The sequence below is a fragment of the Pseudomonas sp. P5_B2 genome (assembly GCF_056400445.1).
Genome location: NZ_JBFULH010001386.1, coordinates 1 through 647, shown reverse-complemented (window position 1 = coordinate 647; position 647 = coordinate 1). Strand labels below are relative to the sequence as shown.

Below are 647 nucleotides of genomic sequence, written 5' to 3'. Positions count from 1 at the left end.
TCAGCGCCTTGGTCGCTTCAATGTCCAGTGCGTTCAGCGAGAAAGCCTGGATTTCGGCGGGCTGTTTGAGGCTGCCCTTGGCCTTGACGCTATCGATGATGGCCTGGCATTTGGAGATGTTGCGCGACGCGATAGCAATACGACCGAGTTCATCGTTGTGCTGCGCGCACTTGTGGGCCACCACCTTGGCGACACCTCCTGCGCCAATGATAAGTACGTTCTTCTTCAATTTATCTATCTCTCCTTCTCAGCCAGCTTACGAAAGGCTGGACATGTAGTCGTTGTAACCAAACTCACGAACCACCTCGACACTACCGTCGAGTTGTTTCACTACGATGGACGGCATTTTCAAACCGTTGAACCAGTTCTTCTTGACCATGGTGTAACCCGCCGCATCGATGAACGAAAGCCGATCCCCGATGGCCAGCGGACGATCAAATTGATACTCACCGAAAATGTCACCGGCCAGGCAGGATTTGCCRCAGACCATGTAGGTGTGTTCGCCCTCGCTCGGCGCCAGCTTGGCATTCAGGCGATAGATCAGCAGATCGAGCATGTGGGCTTCGATGGAGCTGTCCACGACCGCCAGGTGCTTGCCATTGTAGAGGGTGTCGAGCACGGTGACTTCCAGCGACGCGCTCTGAGTG

The 647-nt window shown here is 55.1% G+C and carries 1 protein-coding gene and 1 pseudogene; both read right to left on the bottom strand.

Going from position 1 to position 647, the window contains the following annotated elements; genetic code table 11:
* A partial coding sequence (locus AC1DRJ_RS31370; RefSeq protein WP_477805524.1) for a saccharopine dehydrogenase NADP-binding domain-containing protein occupies nucleotides 1-229 on the bottom strand: 229 nt, incomplete at its 3' end.
* A gap of 27 nt (nucleotides 230-256) precedes the next feature.
* Nucleotides 257-647 (bottom strand): annotated as a pseudogene (locus tag AC1DRJ_RS31365) (carboxynorspermidine decarboxylase); the annotation flags it as partial.